At 48.1% G+C, this 16496-nt stretch carries 17 protein-coding genes; 10 read left to right on the forward strand and 7 right to left on the reverse strand.

Features of this window, described 5'->3' with window-relative positions:
• Nucleotides 1-181 precede the first annotated feature (181 nt).
• Together QFX39_RS07315 and hmtA2 are read right to left on the reverse strand one after the other, a co-directional pair.
• Nucleotides 182-1957, reverse strand: coding sequence for a ribosome biogenesis/translation initiation ATPase RLI (locus QFX39_RS07315; protein WP_300478919.1), 1776 nt, complete (start codon nucleotides 1955-1957; stop codon nucleotides 182-184).
• A gap of 248 nt (nucleotides 1958-2205) precedes the next feature.
• Entirely contained in the window at nucleotides 2206-2412 is a 207-nt protein-coding gene (gene hmtA2 / locus QFX39_RS07320; RefSeq protein ID WP_300478922.1) for a histone HmtA2, read from the reverse strand.
• 253 nt (nucleotides 2413-2665) lie between these two features.
• On the opposite strand from hmtA2, the gene pth2 reads away from it, so the two are divergent.
• The 5 genes from pth2 to QFX39_RS07345 are packed head-to-tail and all read left to right on the forward strand — an operon-like array spanning nucleotide 2666 to nucleotide 5422.
• Entirely contained in the window at nucleotides 2666-3004 is a 339-nt protein-coding gene (pth2, locus tag QFX39_RS07325; protein ID WP_147671192.1) for an aminoacyl-tRNA hydrolase, read from the forward strand.
• Between the two features lie 28 nt (nucleotides 3005-3032).
• Nucleotides 3033-3683 (forward strand): delta 1-pyrroline-5-carboxylate synthetase, encoded by a 651-nt coding sequence (locus QFX39_RS07330; RefSeq protein WP_300478926.1) that lies wholly within the window; start codon nucleotides 3033-3035, stop codon nucleotides 3681-3683.
• Nucleotides 3684-3845 carry a zinc finger domain-containing protein gene (locus tag QFX39_RS07335; RefSeq protein ID WP_013295112.1) on the forward strand — a complete coding sequence of 54 codons (162 nt, stop codon included), beginning with the start codon at nucleotides 3684-3686 and terminating at the stop codon, nucleotides 3843-3845.
• A gap of 49 nt (nucleotides 3846-3894) precedes the next feature.
• On the forward strand, nucleotides 3895-4164 hold the full coding sequence (locus QFX39_RS07340) for an elongation factor 1-beta (RefSeq protein ID WP_300478930.1): 270 nt from the start codon (nucleotides 3895-3897) through the stop codon (nucleotides 4162-4164).
• Between the two features lie 22 nt (nucleotides 4165-4186).
• On the forward strand, nucleotides 4187-5422 hold the full coding sequence (locus QFX39_RS07345; RefSeq protein WP_300479051.1) for a tripartite tricarboxylate transporter permease: 1236 nt from the start codon (nucleotides 4187-4189) through the stop codon (nucleotides 5420-5422).
• Nucleotides 5423-5503: 81 nt separating this feature from the next.
• On the opposite strand, the gene QFX39_RS07350 is transcribed toward QFX39_RS07345, so the two are convergent.
• Nucleotides 5504-6430: a 50S ribosomal protein L11 methyltransferase gene (locus tag QFX39_RS07350; RefSeq protein WP_300478932.1), complete on the reverse strand. Its 927-nt coding sequence runs from the start codon at nucleotides 6428-6430 to the stop codon at nucleotides 5504-5506.
• Between the two features lie 41 nt (nucleotides 6431-6471).
• Between QFX39_RS07350 and QFX39_RS07355 the strand changes: the two genes are divergently transcribed.
• Nucleotides 6472-8043, forward strand: coding sequence for an ATPase, T2SS/T4P/T4SS family (locus QFX39_RS07355; protein ID WP_300478934.1), 1572 nt, complete (start codon nucleotides 6472-6474; stop codon nucleotides 8041-8043).
• Nucleotides 8044-8054: 11 nt separating this feature from the next.
• The gene (locus QFX39_RS07360) at nucleotides 8055-9134 is read left to right on the forward strand and encodes a type II secretion system F family protein (RefSeq protein WP_300478936.1); all 1080 of its coding nucleotides are present in this window, start codon (nucleotides 8055-8057) and stop codon (nucleotides 9132-9134) included.
• A 19-nt stretch (nucleotides 9135-9153) separates the two neighbouring features.
• On the opposite strand, the gene QFX39_RS07365 is transcribed toward QFX39_RS07360, so the two are convergent.
• Genes QFX39_RS07365 through cbiM form a run of 4 tightly spaced genes read right to left on the reverse strand, consistent with a single transcriptional unit; the run spans nucleotide 9154 to nucleotide 11867 of the window.
• Complete coding sequence (locus tag QFX39_RS07365) at nucleotides 9154-10089, reverse strand: ATP-binding cassette domain-containing protein (protein WP_300478938.1); 936 nt, start codon at nucleotides 10087-10089, stop codon at nucleotides 9154-9156.
• Nucleotides 10086-10880, reverse strand: coding sequence for a cobalt ECF transporter T component CbiQ (gene cbiQ, locus QFX39_RS07370; protein ID WP_300478940.1), 795 nt, complete (start codon nucleotides 10878-10880; stop codon nucleotides 10086-10088). The genes QFX39_RS07365 and cbiQ overlap by 4 nt, the downstream gene beginning before the upstream one ends.
• Nucleotides 10881-10908: 28 nt before the next feature.
• A complete protein-coding gene (locus QFX39_RS07375; protein WP_300478943.1) occupies nucleotides 10909-11220 on the reverse strand; it encodes a PDGLE domain-containing protein in 312 nt (103 codons plus the stop codon).
• Entirely contained in the window at nucleotides 11217-11867 is a 651-nt protein-coding gene (gene cbiM, locus QFX39_RS07380) for a cobalt transporter CbiM (RefSeq protein ID WP_300478945.1), read from the reverse strand. The genes QFX39_RS07375 and cbiM overlap by 4 nt, the downstream gene beginning before the upstream one ends.
• 352 nt (nucleotides 11868-12219) lie before the next feature.
• Between cbiM and cdhA the strand changes: the two genes are divergently transcribed.
• From cdhA to cdhC, 3 genes are read left to right on the forward strand one after another with little or no spacing between them, the layout of a single operon-like run.
• Nucleotides 12220-14559, forward strand: coding sequence for a CO dehydrogenase/acetyl-CoA synthase complex subunit alpha (cdhA, locus tag QFX39_RS07385; protein WP_300479053.1), 2340 nt, complete (start codon nucleotides 12220-12222; stop codon nucleotides 14557-14559).
• Complete coding sequence (cdhB, locus tag QFX39_RS07390) at nucleotides 14556-15077, forward strand: CO dehydrogenase/acetyl-CoA synthase complex subunit epsilon (RefSeq protein ID WP_300478947.1); 522 nt, start codon at nucleotides 14556-14558, stop codon at nucleotides 15075-15077. The genes cdhA and cdhB overlap by 4 nt, the downstream gene beginning before the upstream one ends.
• An 18-nt stretch (nucleotides 15078-15095) precedes the next feature.
• Nucleotides 15096-16481 carry a CO dehydrogenase/CO-methylating acetyl-CoA synthase complex subunit beta gene (cdhC, locus tag QFX39_RS07395; RefSeq protein WP_300478949.1) on the forward strand — a complete coding sequence of 462 codons (1386 nt, stop codon included), beginning with the start codon at nucleotides 15096-15098 and terminating at the stop codon, nucleotides 16479-16481.
• Nucleotides 16482-16496 lie beyond the last annotated feature (15 nt).

The raw sequence follows: 16496 nt of genomic DNA on the forward strand, positions 1-16496 counted from the left end.
AATTTTTATCCTTTAGGAACTTTTGAAGCTTTGATTTTGGCAGATAATTCTCTAGTCTCTGATCAGTTAGATTAACTTAAAGTATTAGCACAAGATGTCCCTTGAAAATGAGGAATAGAGGTATTATCTGTGGATATATCTTATTGAGGTTTTGAAAAGAAGGTGAATGTATTCATCTATACTATTCTGTTTTCAGGTAATAGTATTCCCCCATCTCCTTCTGCTGCCTGTCAAGGAAACTTCCAGGCTTGTTGACACGTGGCCTTTTTGTTTCCTTATCCCTCCTGAACGTTATTCCTGTTTCCCTTAAGAATGTGTTCATCGCTTCCCTGAGTTCTGTGGGGCTTCCAGCGCGTCCCTCAACTCCGGGTTTTCCACTGAAGACCATGGCCCTGTCGGATATGTAGTCAATGAAGATTATGTCATGGTCAATTATCATGGCGGACGCATTCCTGCTTTCAATTATTCTCCTTATGGCCTTAGCTGCAAGCAGACGCTGTTCAACGTCAAGGAATGCTGTTGGTTCGTCCAGAACATAAAGTTCAGCATCCCTGGAGAGCGCAACTGCAACTGCAAGGCGCTGCAGCTCACCACCACTCAGCTCATTAACTGCCTTGTCAAGTATCTCCTCAAGATTGAATGGCCTCATGATCTCGCTTTTGAATAGGTTCGATCCATATGAAGGTGCGTTTGCATACAGAAATTCCTCCACGGTACCTGTATAATCCGATGAAAGGTACTGGGGCTTGTAGGATATCTTTATCTTCCTTTTGACCTTCCCTTCATCAGGTTTTTCAACACCTGCAAGGATCCTTGCAAAGGTTGTTTTACCTATACCATTCGGCCCGAAGGCTGTAACAACCTCGTTGAGGTATACTGTGCCCTCCTCAACATTAAGGCTGAATGCTGGATGGGACTTTATCATCTTTGAGTACTCCACGAGGACCTCACCCTCTTCCTCGGCCCGCGGGGGTTTTACCTTGAATTCTATTTCATGATCGCGGAATCTCACGTTCTCCTCCCTGAGGAAACCCCTGATATATGTGTTGATTCCCACACGGACACCGCGGCGGTTGGATACAACGCCGTATCCACCTGGCTTACCGTATAGTATGTGGACGTAGTCTGACATCGCATCAAGGGCGGCCATATCGTGCTCTATAACCATAACTGATTTCCCTGCCTCTGCAAGGGACCTTATAACCCTTATTGCATTGAGCCTCTGCCTCACGTCCAGCCATGAGGTGGGCTCATCAAAGTAGTAGAAATCTGCTTCACGTAGAGCTGCAGCTGCGATTGCCACGCTCTGGAGTTCACCTCCACTGAGGTTTGATATCTCACGACCCATTATCTCCCCAATCTCGAGGGTTTCAACTACCTCATCTGTTCTCTTGGAGTCTATACTCAGGAGAAGATCCTCGACCTTTCCCTTAACGTACTTCGGGATCTTATCCACCATCTGGGGTTTGTGCACAACGGTTAGCTTTCCTTCACTGAGGTTCTGGAAGTAATTCTGTAGCTGGGACCCCCTGAAGTGGTTTATAATTTCATCCCAACCTGGTGGGTCCTGGAAGTTGCCAAGGTTTGGCCTGAGTTCCCCCGACAGTATCCTTATGATTGTTGACTTCCCGATACCATTTGGACCTATAAGCCCAATCACATCCCCCTCTGTCACGGTGGGGAGGCCAAAGAGTTCAAACATGTTCTGCCCGTACCTGTGAACCGGGTCTTCAAGGGCTTCGGGAAGATTTATAACACTTATGGCCTTGAATGGACACCTTTTTGTGCATATACCACAACCGGAACACAGTTCCTCGGATATAAGGGGTTTCTTTGTTTTCTCGTCAATAGTTATGGTGTCCTCATCCATTCTAACTCCAGGACAGTAATCTATGCAGACGTAGTTGCATTTCTTTGGCTGACATCTATCATGATCGAGTATTGAGATTCTGGTCAATTCTATCACCATTGGTATGAGGATGAAAATTCAGTTTCGCTTGATTATGGTATGTGGTGTAATAAATAAATTCATTCTCAGAAATTCAGGCCCCTTTGAATTATTGTTGCAGGGGAATAAACAGGCAACGGTCCCGGGGGATACTGAAGCATGACACTTAAAGTTCAGTCATTCCCCAAACCCACCCAGTCATAGAGTTGATGGGGATACTGAATTATGACATTTAAAATAAAAATAGAAATGGCCATTTATAGCTTTTTAACGGCCAGTTCTATGTCTGATGCTTTAACAGTTTTTCTGCCGGCGTGTTTTGCTAGTTTAACAGCTTCTACTGCTATTTCTTCGCCTTTGTCTTCCAGAATTTTTGCAAGTGTTTCCCTTGCGTCGTCGCTTATTCTCTGGGCACCGGCATTTTTTATTATTCTCCCAACTGGTGCTATGGGTAATTCGGCCATAATATCACCTCAATTCTATATTTAACCAAATACTATTTAAATTTATCGATTTTTCGGGACTCTTTTCCATCCATATCATGATTCTATACTTCCCAGCCTTGTAGATTGTCACTGTAACACTGGCACCAACCTTCTGGTTTGGAGGGGCACCTCCGGTTGAGGTGTGCATGAGATGGGCACTGATGACTTTTCATTTTTTTTGCGCTGGAAACAGTTATTAGTATCAACCAATATAGACCCGGATGGTGGGAAAATGAAACAGGTCATAATAGTGAGGTCTGATCTGAAGATGGGAAAGGGTAAAATAGCAGCCCAGGCCTGTCATGCTTCTATTGGTTCATTCAAAAAAACAGATCCTGATAAAATCAGAAGATGGGAAATTGATGGTTCAAAGAAGGTTATAGTTTCAGTTAAGAGCCTTGATGAGCTCCTGGAGATATATGAATCTGTGAAGGATTCGGGGATCTCATACTATCTTGTGAGGGACGCCGGTCATACCCAGATACCCGCAGGCACCATCACATGCCTGGGCATAGGGCCTGACGACGATGAGAAGATAGATAAAATAACAGGCGACCTCAAACTTCTCTGAGGCCTGAAATGGAGATTATGGTGATACTATGGACTGGCTTGTTAAGATAGGGGGTAGTCTATTTCCTGAACATGCTGCAGAACTCCTTAAAAGCCTTGAAGGAACAGGAACTGCTGTTGTTTGTGGTGGTGGGGATTTTGCAGATAGAGTAAGATACTATGACAGAAATTTGGGATTTTCTGAAAGCGCAACCCATGATTCGGCCATACTCTGTATGGATATTACTGGAAGACTGCTTTCTGACCTTTGTGAATCTGCTGTTCCAGTGAGGACACTTGGGGAGTGCAGGGGGGCAATTGAGAGTGGCCTGACACCGGTGATCCTGCCATCTGAACTCCTGCGTTTCACTGATCCTGCGGAACACTCATGGAGGGTGACCTCGGATTCCCTCTCACTCATAATAGCACATATGCTGGGGGCGAAACTTTTAATAGCAACGGATGTAGATGGTATATATACTGAGAGGCCACCTGCCAGTGATGCTAAACTTATAAATGAGATAAGTGCTAAAAACTTACTATCTTTTGGTGAGACATCAGTGGACGAAGCACTACCTGAACTTCTCATTAAACTGAAAACTGATTGTTATGTTGCAAACGGGAAGTTTCCCGAGAGGGTGCTGTCCATTTTAAGGGCAGGTGCTTCAGAAGTTATATGTACAGTTATAAGAGGTGATTAGATGACAAAGATGGAATGCACATCCTGTAAGCAGGAGATACCTCTGGTTGAAACCTATGTGAAATTTGAATGCCCCATGTGTGGCGAGATGATCTACAGGTGCCAGAAGTGCAGGACCTTCGGACACACATATCGCTGCAGCTGTGGATTCGAGGGACCATAGGAAAAATATATAAATTAGTATTACTCAAGATTCTTTGTGGAGGTATTTCATGGGAGATGTAGTAGCTACCATAAAGGTTATGCCTGAAAGTCCAGAGGTTGACCTTGAGGCACTCAAGAGGGAAATTGAATCAAGGATACCCGAGGGTACTGAGCTTCACAAAATAGATGAGGAGCCAATAGCATTTGGCCTCGTTGCCCTCAATGTGATGGTTGTTGTGGGCGATGCCGAGGGCGGAACCGAAGCCGCTGAGGAGAGCCTCGCGGGTATTGATGGTGTCAGCAACATAGAGGTAACAGATGTGAGAAGGTTAATGTAGCTCCCTTTCCCGGGTGATTGGGATAACCGATATCCTTTTTGCCTGTTTTCTCGGAATCATCACTGGCATATTAACGGGCCTGATTCCAGGCATCCATGTTAATACTGTGGGAGCATTCATTTTCGCATCATCAACCCACCTTCGTGTATCTGAGGAATTCCTTGCTGTTTTTTTATTATCACTTTCAGTGGCACACGCCCTTCTTGAATTCATACCATCAGCGCTTCTTGGGGTGCCCGATGAGGGAACAGCCATCTCTATCCTCCCCTCTCACAGGCTGGTGCTTGAAGGTAGGGCAGGGGAGGCCATAAGGGCGGCCACGGTTGGTGGTGTTGGAGGGATCCTCATCACAATAATCCTCCTACCATCACTCTTCCTGATTTTACCACCACTATACGATTTCCTCAGACCCCATATATGGTTAATTTTAATTCTGGTATCTGTTTACATGATAATAAAACTCAGCAGAAATTTTGAGGCCTTAATCTGGGCTTCGGCGCTTTTTCTCTTCTCAGGTGCAATGGGCTGGCTCATGTTTCAGACGCCCATATCACCAGGTCTTGGGCTCATGACACTTTTCACAGGGTTTTTTGGACTCAGCACCCTCCTTTACAGTTTAAATTCAGAATCAGATATTCCTGAACAGGGCAGAGTTCAGTTCACAGAGCTCAACATGAACACCCTGAGGTCAGTATCTGCAGGTGGGCTGGCATCTGTTTTACTGGGATTTCTCCCGGGATTTGGACCGGCCCAGGGCGGGATGATAGCAGCCTCCCTCACAGGTTCAGGGGGTGAGGATGCACCTGAGGATTTCATCATGGCAATTTCAGGTCTGAACACATCAGACGCACTCTTCTCGCTCCTCACACTCTACCTCATAGGAAACCCCAGAAGCGGCATCGCGGTCTACATTTCAGAGATTATTCAGGATGTCAGCATAGCCCATCTCATGCTCTTCATATCAGCGTCTCTTCTTGCGGTCTCTGCAGCTGCAGTAACCTCCATAAAACTGGGCGATCACCTTGCATCTAGCCTCTCAGGTATCAACTATGGGTGGGTATCGGCCTGTGTAATGCTCTTTATGGTGGCATCCATCTTCTTTTTCGCCATCATGGAGGGTGCAAGCCTGCCTTTCATTTCAGTGGCGCTCCTGACATCAACTGCCTTTGGTATAATACCCCACTGTGTAGGTATAAGCAAGTCCCATCTCATGGGGGTCCTTGTGCTTCCTGCAGTGGTTATTTACATGGGAATTTAAGTTTCAATTATCTAAGAATATAAGTTAAAAAATGGGTCCACAGTACCATGAACCAGATTCTGGAGTTTCCTTGTCTCTGGGTCACTGAATCAGCAAGATCCTCTCTGCCAGTTTTCCTGCAGCATCAAGGAACTCCTTTACCTCCACACCAGGGAATGGATCCACAATACATAGCTCAAATTTTTCATCCAGGATTTCAGGCAGTTTTCTGATGTCCTCAGAGTATATTCTGAACCTTTCCTTCCTGAAGCCATTGATCTGAAGGTTCAGGCGTGTCATCTCACACGCATCCCTCCAGATGTCATTGAAGACAACCCTATCTGCACCTGCCATCAGTGCAAATATTCCCAGGGTGCCGGGGCCGCAGGTGGCGTCCAGGACAGTCTCTGGACGAATTGATAGGATTTCCCTGGCAGCAACCTCTATTTTTTTGTTTTTACGCCCTGAAAATTCTATGTGAAGCCTGCTCTGCCTCCGGTATATGGACATTGAACCCGCAGGAGTCTCTATGATGTCACACCTCATATCACACCCTGCAAGAAGATCGTATACCTCTGGAATCCTGTATGAATCAATAACCCCCGGTGTCACTGAGGGATCACCCCTTATGACGCCCTTAACCTCAGGCACATCGTTTATTATCAGCTCTGCAGCCTCCACACTGGCAGCGGATGTTAGGAGAACAAGTGAGTCCGCGGGCAGGAAGGGGGCCGATTTAAGGGGAAATGCAGGAGTTATGAGCGGAACACCGGCGTCCCTCAACCTGGCATTTTTTGGGAGGACCCCATTCTCTATAAGGATCATGGATACCTGTGCCATTACAGAATCAAGGTGCCTTCTGCCACATTCACATTCTTCAAGTGCCGATTCAGTCACCTGTTCCATTATGGGTCTGAACTTCCTGAAGCCAGGGTTTATACAGCCCTCACAGGGGTCATAATAACCTTCCAGTTCATGCTTGTTATGGGCGTGAAGAACCTCCCCACAGACGGGACACCTTGCTGACATACACTTAAATATTATCCTCCACATATTAAAAGATGAGTAACATGAGGGACAAGAGGAAGGAGATTCTGAGGGAAATTCTCGGAGAATTCGCAGCGGATGAGGAAGCGACTCCAAGGGAAGAGAAAAGGGAGAGGCCTGCGGAATCGGAATTCAAGGTTGAAAAGGTGCTTGAAAAGCCAGCGCCGAAACCGGCCCCCCGCGGTCCCGATATAAAGGATGTTGAAATCATTGAGGGCGACCTCATACCCAAATACAAGGTGTCCCTTCCAAAGTTCTCTGAGAAGGAAAGGGAACTCCTCAACGAGATCCGTGAGAAACTTGTTGAGGTTGCGGTATCCAAAGGTGAGGATTTCAGGATAGACGAATCCACCTTCATGTCGGAGGTTAAGGAATTTCTCAGGGTGAAGGGGGTTCGTAATGTCGATAAGCTCGCCAAGCAGATCTCCCAGGAGATGCTGGGATACGGGGAACTTGACCCACTCATCAAGGATGATGACCTCGAGGAGATAATGGTAATCGGTGTCAACAAACCAGTCTTCGTCTATCACCGGAAGATGGGTATGATGATAACCAATGTGGTCTTCAAGGACGATGACGATATAAAGGCCATAATTGACCTCATTGCAAGGCAGGTGAACAGGCGTATAGACCAGCAGACACCCATACTGGATGCAAGGTTGCCTGATGGATCAAGGATCAATGCGACAATACCCCCTGTATCTCCAGACGGGTCGACACTCACCATACGAAAATTCAGGAAGGACCCCTTCACAGTTGTTGACCTCATAAACTTCAAGACCATGTCCTCACATCTGGCGGCCTTCCTCTGGGTCTGCACAGATGGACTCGGGGTGAAGCCATGCAACGCCATAGTCGCTGGGGGTACAGGTTCAGGTAAAACAACAACCCTCAACACAGTATCCGCCTTTGTACCCCCTACCGAGCGTATCATCACAATTGAGGATACACTGGAACTTCAGCTGCCCCACACCCACGTCCTGAGGATGGAGACAAGACCACCAAACATAGAGGGTAAGGGTGAACTGGACATGGACACCCTGGTTAAGAACTCCCTCCGTCAGAGACCCGACAGGGTGATCGTCGGGGAGGTCAGGGGTGGAGAGGCAATAACACTCTTCACAGCCCTCAACACAGGGCACAGTGGGTTTGGAACACTTCACGCAAACACCGCCAGGGAAACAATAACCCGTCTCATAAACCCTCCCATGAACGTGCCGAGGATAATGATACCTGCCCTTGATTTCATAATCATGCAGAACAGGATGTACCGCCCTGAAGGGGGTTCCATAAGGAGGATAACAGAGGTTGCCGAGGTTGTGGGTATGGAGGAGGGCAATGTTCAGCTCAACAGGGTCTTTGAATGGAACAGCGTAACAGATAAGGTGGAATACGTTGGAATAGCCAGCCAGACCCTCAGGGAGATAGCTGAACTCAGGGCCATAAGCATAAATGAGATAGAGGAGGAGATCGAAAGAAGAAGACTCGTCCTAGAATACCTGGCCGATGAGAACATAAGGTCCATAGATGAGGTTGGACACTACATAAATGAGTACTACAGGGACCCGGATGGTGTTCTTGACAGCATACTCTGAGGGCAGATACAATGGTCTCAATCAGGGATATATTCGATAAACTAGGAGGACTCACTCTCACATCCACGAAGAAGGTGGGGGAGGGCGTTCAGAAGCCCGTTAAGAAGATAGGTGAGATAAAGCCAAAGGCACCACCAATCGGAAAACCTGGGGGAATCTTGAAGAGGGAACCCGGGAAACCAAAGCCCGGTTTTCTCTCAAGGAGGGGGTCAGCGAGGGTTATAAGCAGGATGAAGATGACCCCTGAGGAGATAGAGGTATTCAAGGGCCTTATAGAGGCAGATAAGAGACTAGAAGAGAGAGGGGAGGACAGAGCAACCCGTGAAAGCTTTCAGAGGGCGTCCCTTGAGGAGATACTGAAGGAGGAGGAAAAGGAGCAGCTTGACCCCAAGCTCATAATGATACTTGGTGGGGGCTCAGGGGCGGTGCTGCTGATTGTGATGGTTGTCCTTGGCTTCGGGATCGAGATAGGCCTTGCAATGATGCTGGCTGTTCTCTTCATGGCCATAATCATAATATTCCTTCCGAACCTTCAGAAGGGCAAACGTTCAAGCGAGGCTTCCAGGGAACTGCCCTTTGCACTCCGTCAGATGGCCACCGAACTCAAATCAGGGCTTGGACTCCATGACAGTATGCGTTCAGTTGCAATGTCCGGCTACGGGGCCCTTTCTGAGGAGTTCGCAAGGACACTTGAGGAGATCAAGTATGGTGAGACCACTGAGAGCGCCCTTATTGAGATGAGTAACCGCATAGAATCTGATGGCCTCAAGAGGGCCGTATACCAGATCACAAGGACCCTCAACAGTGGTGGTGATCTATCCAAGACACTCAATGTTATTGCAGATGATATTGCATATGAGATGAGAATGAAGCTCAAGGATTATTCCCAGAAGCTCAACTCCTTCACCATGATCTACATGTTCCTTGCGATTCTGGGACCAGTTATATTCCTTGTCATGCTCCTGGCAGCGTCCACTGTTATGGGGTCAGTCCTTCCACCAATAGCCATTATACTGATATACCTCTTCCTCTTCCCGATGCTGGTGGGGTTCATGGCCTTCATGATCAAGAGGCTTGAGCCAAAACTTTAGATATACGGTGATACAGCATTCATCGCTCCCGAAGCACATGTAGAAGTTCATGGTACTTCTCATCCCCGAGAAGATGCATGAGTTTATGCTGTTTTTCTTCACCCAGAAAGTGAAGCAGTCTGTGGTATGCATCTGCACCTAGAAGGTGCAGGAGTTCGGGGTATGCCTCATCCACCGTTAGTTTAACATCAACATCAAATCCCGCCATCCTGAGACGGTTCATGAGGTCAGCGGTCCTGGGAAGTCTTAAACTGGCTCTTCTTATTATTTCAGGTTCTCCAAAGATTTCACCGGGTGTTCCCTCGGCTATGAGTTCGCCACTGTTTAGAACAAAGATCCTCTCAGCGAACTGGCTGAGGATTTCAACGTCGTGGGAGGATATTATAACTGTTATGCCCTCACTGCTCAGTTCAAGGAGTATGTCGATTATCCCATCGGCGGTTTCAGGGTCAAGTCCCGTTGTGGGCTCATCAAGGACCATGATTTCAGGCTTCATTGCCAGGATCCCTGCAATGGCCACCCTCTTCTTCTCACCACCGCTAAGATGATGGGGTGCCCTTTCTTCATAGCCGGACATACCCACCCTTTCAAGTGACTCCCTAACCCTTTCTTCGACTTCATCTTCACTGAGTCCAAGGTTCATGGGGCCAAAGGCAACATCATCTCTCACAGTTGGAGAGAAGAGCTGATCATCCGGGTTCTGGAAAACTATACCCACCTTCTGTCTTATCCTTATAAGTTCAGATTTGCTGTAGTTGATTTTATCCCCATCAATTATTATTTCGCCGGATGATGGCCTGAGTATCCCGTTGAGGTGAAGAAAAAGTGTTGATTTACCTGCCCCGTTGGGCCCTATGACGGCAACACGTTCGCCCCTCCCTATTTCCATGTTAATGTTCCTGAGGGCTGTGGTTCCATCGGGATAGGTGTAGCTGAGGTTCTTCACCTGAATCATTTCATCACCGGCAGGAGTGTCTGGGTGATGTGAAGAACCGCAATTACCATGATATTAGCGGCCACAAAGAGCACTTCTCTTCTTCCTATTTTGGAGGCTGCCGTGTACATCCTGCTTTCAGGTGTGTAGCCACGGCTCAGCATGCTGAGATAAACCCTTTCACCCTGTTCATATGCCCGAAGGAACATCATGGCGATGGTTTCACCCACCTTCCTCAGCCTCCAACGATAGGGCACATTTTTGTTCCATATATCAAAGCAGCGGGTTTTCTGGGCATTCCTTATTCTTTCAAGTTCATCATAGAAGAAGAAGAGGTACCTGACGGTGAGGTTGAGCAGCATCGCAAAGTCTGAGGGAACACCAATTCTCCTTGCTGAGCCAACAAGTTCCTGCATTGACGTTGTTGAGGAGAGAAGGATTATCGCTGTCACGCTCACAGTCACCTTTCCAAGAAGCAGGGCTCCAAAGATGATTCCCTGAAGGGTTATGTCAAATCCAAACGGCCCTGCCCAGATCACGTCCCCTGGCCTTATGAATGGCTGGAAGAGTGCTATGAATCCACCGAATGGGAGTATGAGGATGAGCCTTTTAATGGCATAGGATGGTGACACATTCGAGAGGAATATGAGTATGATAAGGTAAATCTCCATGAGGATGAGTGTTGTAATACTCTGCGTGGCAACCGCAAAGATGATTATGATAAATGTTATTATGAGTTTGACACGCCCATCAAGGCTGTGTATTGAACTTTCCTTGAGGCTTTCCCTCTCTATGTTTATGAGGTCTTCCATTCAGCTTCCCCACAAATTAATGAGGGGTTTATTTCCCCTCATCAGGTTCTGTTTCCCTTCTACGGAGCAGTACTCCAGCTCCATAGGCGAGGCCCAGCACGAGGGCGGTGCCCAGGACCATTGCTATGGAACCGCCAACCTTGCTTTCACCAAGCACAGGAATGGTGTAGTCTGGCATCGGCGATTCAACCACCGGTTCAGTTTCAGGGTTGGGCATCACCTTCTCAGCTGTGCTTTCAAGTCCGTCAGGGTTTTCTGATGCAAGGAATGGTGCCAGAATGGCTATTATGAGGGCAATCAGGATGCCCCCTGTCATGAATTTTTTATCACGGGCATTCATTTTGATGCAACCCCCTTCTTCTCACCCCACTCACTGAACTTGAAAAGGTCGGGGCGGCTGTTTTCAATTGCAAGGACAACAACCACTGTTATCGCAGCTTCTATGAGACCTATTACTGCGTGGTAGAGTCCCATCATCCAGAGTCCCTCCACAAGCGGGAAGGTACCTGCTATCCACATCTCTATGGCGCAGGCAATGGCGGCAAGGAATATTGAGGCCCATGATGCCACTGCGACTGCAGGAATTTCCCCGGCTGATCTGAGTGCCCTGAACAGGTAGTAACCTGTGAATCCTCCGATTATGCCCATGTTGAAGATATTCGCACCAAGCGCAGTTAGACCACCATCACCGAATATGAGTCCCTGAAGTATCAGTACAATTGAGAGTAAAAGGACAGCTGCCCATGGACTTGCAAAGACTATTGCAACGAGGGCCGCTCCAACCATGTGACCGCTGGTACCCCAGGGTATCGGTATGTTCATCGCCTGTATTGCGAATATTCCAGCTGCAAGAACTGCAAACAGTGGTATCTGTCTTTCTTTAAGGTCCCTTCTGGCCCACTGCATGCTGAAGTAGAGGGCTACAAGGGCTATTATCCAGTACACAACGTACTGTGGGAATGGTATGAAACCATCTGGAATATGCAAGATTCTTCGCCTCCTTATTATTTATATTAATTCAGTCATTATATCAAGGACTCATATAATATAAAGATTGGTATGGGTATTACACTATCTCTGCTTCATTTATATTGTGGTAATAACACACTCCGATTTTCTGGACTCATAAAGTGGGTTTTGCATTGATAGGACATTTTCATGGGCATAATCTGAAATTCAGCCCCTTACAGCTTCAATCATGGAGAGCATCTTTATTAAAAATGCCTATGTTTTTATGTGCCACGGCCAAATACACAAAATTTATATATTGATTTTATAAAATGAAAACCATCATTATAAATCATTAATAATTGTCAGTCTGCATTTAGTAATACTGGTGATGGATGTGGCACCCGAATCAAAAAAAGCCAAAAACCTTAAAGGGGATTTCTGGGACCTTAAAAATATCCAGATATCCATAGGAGAAATTATAAGTGAGGAAAAACCTCAGGAGGAAGAGGTTAGGGGTCCAAAACCCCGCCCCCATGTGACCGACCTCAGGTCATGGGACATGAAGCTCCTTGAAAGATACGAACCATTCTATGCACCTTTCTGTGACATGTGCTGCCTCTGCACCTACGGTAAATGTGACCTCCTCGGTAAGAGGGGAGCATGTGGTATAGACGCAGCCACCCAGCAGGCACGCATAGTACTTCTCGCATGCCTCATAGGGACCGCCGCCCACGCGGGACACGCAAGGCACCTTGTGGATCACCTCATAGAGAAACTGGGAGAGGACTATGAAATAGACCTCGGCATGAACGTGGATATAGAGGCACCCATAACAAGGACAGTCATGGGAAGAAGGCCCCGAACCCTGGGCGACCTAAGGGAAGTTATGGACTACGCCGAGGAACAGATGTCACACCTCCTCTCAGCCTGCCACACAGGGCAGGAGGGCGACAGCAGGGACTTTGAATCAAAGGCATTCCATTCTGGGCTCATGGATGACCTTGTAAGGGAGGTTGCTGATATAGCCCAGATAGTCGCCCTGGACCTCCCGAAGGGTGATGAGGACGCACCCCTTGTTGAACTGGGATTCGGTACTATAGACAGCACCAAACCTGTGATACTCTGCATAGGCCACAACGTCCTCCCCGGAGCGGATATAGTGGACTACGTCACCGAAAGGGAACTCGAAGACGAAATTGAGGTATGCGGTATATGCTGTGCAGCAATAGATGTTACAAGGTACAGTGAGGCCGCCAAGGTCGTCGGGCCCCTCTCAAAGCAGCTCAGATTCATAAGAAGTGGTGTTGCCGATGTGATAGTGGTGGACGAGCAGTGCGTGAGGACAGACGTGCTGGAGGAGGCCCTCAAAAACAGGTCAGCGGTGATTGCAACAACCGATAAGATGTGCCTTGGACTTCCTGATCTGACAGATGAGGACCCCGACAAAATCGTGAATGACCTCATAAACGGTAACATAGAGGGGGCACTGATTCTCGACCCAGAGAAGGTTGGGGAGGTGGCAGTTAAAACTGCAATGAAACTGGCACCACTCAGGAAATCCCTCAAAAAATTGCCGGAGGTTGATGAGATAATTAAGATGGCATCAGAGTGCACAGATTGCGGCTGGTGCCAGAGGGTCTGCCCCAACAGCCTCCCTGTCATGGATGCAGTTAAGAGCGCGGCTGAGGGTGATCTGAGCAAACTTGAGGAGATGGCACTTGAGGAGCTCTGCTACACATGTGGACGCTGCGAACAGGAGTGTGAAAGGGACATACCCATAGTATCCATGGTGACAAAGGCCGGTGAAAGGCGCGTAAAGGACGAAAAATACAAGATAAGGGCCGGGCGCGGTCCTGCCCAGGATGTGGAGATAAGAAGGGTTGGTGCGCCCATAGTCCTCGGGGACATACCCGGTGTGGTGGCCTTTGTAGGGTGCTCAAACTACCCTGAGGGTGGAAAGGATGTTGCCCTCATGGCAAAGGAGTTCCTTGAGAGGAATTACATCGTGGTCACAACGGGATGCGGTGCAATGTCCATCGGGGAATACAGGGACGAGGATGGAAAGACACTCTATGAAAAATACGGCGGGCAGTTCGATGCAAAGGGACTTGTTAACATGGGCTCCTGCGTATCAAACGCCCACATATCAGGGGCTGCCATAAAGATAGCCAACATATTCGCACAGAAACCACTTGAGGGGAACTTTGAGGAGATAGCAGATTACATACTTAACCGTGTAGGGGCATGTGGCGTCGCATGGGGTGCCTACTCCCAGAAGGCGGCAGCCATAGCAACAGGTGTGAACAGGTGGGGAATACCCGTCGTCCTGGGACCCCACGGATCAAAGTACCGCAGACTGTTCCTTGGAAGGGCAGATGACGAGGATAAGTGGAAACTGAACGACCTGAGAACAGGTGAGGTCATTGATGGGGAGCCAGCTCCAGAACACCTCCTCTATGCAGCAGAGAACAGGGAGGAGGCAACGGTGATGGTGGCTAAACTCTGCATAAGGCCAACAGACACACCCAAGGGTCGCCAGATGAAACTCAGCAACTACATCGACCTCCATAAAAAGTACTTTGGCACAATTCCAGATGACATCGACAGGTTCATAAGGACAGAGAAGGACATCCCCATAGTCTACAAGAGGGACATCATGAAGATACTGGAGGAAAAGAACTGGAAGCCAAAGAAGCTTCCAAAGGAACCCTCACTCCTTGAGAGGTGATCGGTGTGAATGACCGTATAATACCATGGCAGCCAACTGTTATAGCAGGGCCTAAACAGGCAATGCTGGTAACACCTGAAACCGCAGTTATGATGATAAAAAAGGCCAAGAGGCCATTAATGGTTGTGGGTCCCCTTGCAAAGCGCCAGCCAGTACTTGAACACACAGTTAAAATCATCAGGCACTGGGACCTCCCGGTGGTGTCCACTGCCGATACCTACAGGGCGCTGAAGGAGGCGGGTGTTGAATCAGAACCCCATGGCATAGTGGAGATAACCAACCTCCTGAAGGACCCAGACTGGGAGGGTCTCAGGGGTGAGGGTCAGCATGACCTCGTCATATTCATAGGGTGCATATATTACATAGCATCCCAGGGCCTATCAACCCTGAAGCACTTCGCACCGCATATAAGGACACTCACAATATGCAAGACATTCCACTCAAATGCAGACGCATCATTTCCCAACATGGATGATAATGAATGGTTCAGGTACCTTGAGAAGATGTATACTGACTGATGATAATGGAGGAATTCAATGTTTGAAGACATACCCGTTGATGTAAGTCCCATGCACGAGGGGGAGCGGATAAGATCAGCAAACATGTTCGTTGAACTTGCCGGGCCCAAATCCATCGGAGCCGAACTGGTCCAGGTTAAGGATAGCGTTGAGGATGGAAAGGTGGAGGTCATAGGGCCCGAGATAAGTGAAATGGAACAGGGCCAGATCTATCCATTCGCCATAAACGTGGAGATAGCAGGAAGCGAACTCGAGGAGGAACTTGAAAGCGTTATAGAGCGGAGGCTCCATGAACTCTGCAACTACGTCCAGGGCTTCATGCACCTCAACCAGAGGGACCAGATATGGTGCCGTGTAAGCACAGAGGCAAAGGACGCCGGCTTCCGACTGGAACACCTTGGAAAGGCACTATCGGTCCTCTTCAGGGAGGAGTTCCCCATAATCGAATCCATATCAGTGACAATCATGACCGACGAGGGTACTGTTAAAGAATTCCTTGAAACAGCCAGGGAAAAGTATGAGATAAGGGATTCAAGGGCAAGGGAGCTCTCAGACGAGGACGTTGACGTGTTCTACGGGTGCCTCATGTGCCAGTCCTTCGCCCCAACACATGTATGTGTGGTCACACCGGACAGGACAGCCCTCTGTGGTGCCATAAACTGGTTCGACTGCCGTGCAGCCTACAAGATGGACCCAGACGGCCCAATATTTGAAATCCAAAAGGGGAATGTCATTGACCCGGAGAAGGGAGAATATGAGAATGTTAACGCTGCAGTGGCAGAGAACTCACAGGGTACAACAGAGAGGGTTTACCTCCACAGCGTATTCGGGTATCCACACACATCATGTGGCTGCTTCGAGGCGGTGGCATTCTACATACCAGAACTGGATGGAATAGGTATCGTGAACAGGGACTTCAGGGGCGAAACCCCACTTGGAATACCATTCTCTGCAATGGCGGGACAGTGTTCAGGCGGAAAACAGGTTGAGGGGTTCTCGGGTCTCAGCCTTGAGTACATGCGCTCACCAAAGTTCCTGCAGGCAGATGGTGGATACTCAAGGGTAATCTGGATGCCAAAGGAACTCAAGGAATCAGTCATTGAATTCATCCCTGAGGACCTGCGGGATAAAATAGCCACAGAGGTAGATGCGACATCAATAAAGGAACTCAGAAGATTTCTGAGGGAAAAGGAGCATCCCGTTCTTGAAAGGGCACATGCAGAATCCACTGAGGAAGCTGAAGTTGTTGAGGAAGAGGAAACCTACGCTGAGGAGACCCCCATCACCGAAGGAATACCTGTAATGGCGTCCCCTGAGATCAGCCTTCCAGCAGCGGGTGGATTCAGAATAGTCCTCAAAAACGCAAAGATCTACGCTGAGAAGGTAATAATAAAGCGTAAATAATCAACCTGAGTGGTC

It is taken from the genome of Methanothermobacter sp., from assembly GCF_030055425.1.
Classification (GTDB): Archaea; Methanobacteriota; Methanobacteria; order Methanobacteriales; family Methanothermobacteraceae; genus Methanothermobacter.

What these genes read in the sequence shown, in the direction of transcription:
- hmtA2 (WP_300478922.1), bottom strand. Translation starts at nt 2,412, where the DNA reads ATGGCCGAATTACCCATAGCACCAGTTGGGAGAATAATAAAAAATGCC.
- pth2 (WP_147671192.1), top strand. Translation starts at nt 2,666, where the DNA reads ATGAAACAGGTCATAATAGTGAGGTCTGATCTGAAGATGGGAAAGGGT.
- QFX39_RS07330 (WP_300478926.1), top strand. Translation starts at nt 3,033, where the DNA reads ATGGACTGGCTTGTTAAGATAGGGGGTAGTCTATTTCCTGAACATGCT.
- QFX39_RS07335 (WP_013295112.1), top strand. Translation starts at nt 3,684, where the DNA reads ATGACAAAGATGGAATGCACATCCTGTAAGCAGGAGATACCTCTGGTT.
- QFX39_RS07340 (WP_300478930.1), top strand. Translation starts at nt 3,895, where the DNA reads ATGGGAGATGTAGTAGCTACCATAAAGGTTATGCCTGAAAGTCCAGAG.
- QFX39_RS07350 (WP_300478932.1), bottom strand. Translation starts at nt 6,430, where the DNA reads ATGTCAGCAAGGTGTCCCGTCTGTGGGGAGGTTCTTCACGCCCATAAC.
- QFX39_RS07355 (WP_300478934.1), top strand. Translation starts at nt 6,472, where the DNA reads ATGAGGGACAAGAGGAAGGAGATTCTGAGGGAAATTCTCGGAGAATTC.
- QFX39_RS07360 (WP_300478936.1), top strand. Translation starts at nt 8,055, where the DNA reads ATGGTCTCAATCAGGGATATATTCGATAAACTAGGAGGACTCACTCTC.
- QFX39_RS07365 (WP_300478938.1), bottom strand. Translation starts at nt 10,089, where the DNA reads ATGATTCAGGTGAAGAACCTCAGCTACACCTATCCCGATGGAACCACA.
- cbiQ (WP_300478940.1), bottom strand. Translation starts at nt 10,880, where the DNA reads ATGGAAGACCTCATAAACATAGAGAGGGAAAGCCTCAAGGAAAGTTCA.
- QFX39_RS07375 (WP_300478943.1), bottom strand. Translation starts at nt 11,220, where the DNA reads ATGAATGCCCGTGATAAAAAATTCATGACAGGGGGCATCCTGATTGCC.
- cdhA (WP_300479053.1), top strand. Translation starts at nt 12,220, where the DNA reads ATGGATGTGGCACCCGAATCAAAAAAAGCCAAAAACCTTAAAGGGGAT.
- cdhC (WP_300478949.1), top strand. Translation starts at nt 15,096, where the DNA reads ATGTTTGAAGACATACCCGTTGATGTAAGTCCCATGCACGAGGGGGAG.